This window comes from Anoxybacillus sp. ST4 (genome assembly GCF_019448545.1).
Classification (GTDB): domain Bacteria; phylum Bacillota; class Bacilli; order Bacillales; family Anoxybacillaceae; genus Anoxybacillus; species Anoxybacillus pushchinoensis.
In genome coordinates, this window is sequence record NZ_JAHZOE010000076.1 from 1 (window position 1) to 447 (window position 447).

1 protein-coding gene is annotated in these 447 nt (G+C 67.3%); it reads left to right on the top strand.

The features are described 5' to 3' along the window. Positions 1-63: 63 nt before the first annotated feature. A partial coding sequence (locus K1I44_RS15065) for a nuclear transport factor 2 family protein (protein WP_219986634.1) occupies positions 64-447 on the top strand: 384 nt, incomplete at its 3' end.

Here is a 447-nt window from a genome sequence, read left to right on the forward strand (position 1 = left end):
GAAGAGCGTCTTCCGCCAGCCTGTCCCGCATGAGAGCGGCGGCTGGTGAGCGTGGAGGCGGCAATGCTCCCGCTGGAGGACCAGCGTGCGATCGAGGCGCTGCTCCTCCGTTACGCGACCGCGGCCGATGCGCGCGACATGTCGCTTCTCGCCAGTTGCTTCACCGACGACGTGCGTGCGGATTATGGCGAAGGGATCGGACGGTTCGAAGGTCGCGACGCCCTGATCGGGCAATTATCCGCGATGCTCGATGCCTGCGGTCCGACGCTCCACTATATCAGCAACATCGTGGCATCGGGCGATGGCGAGGGGGCGCGGGTGCGTTGCTACACGCAGGCGGTGGTGCGCCTCCCCGGCCAGGAAGTGCCGTTGCGCACGGCGGGAACCTATGACGACAGGCTGCGGCGCACGGATGGCGTCTGGCGCATCGCCGAGCGCGTCTATACG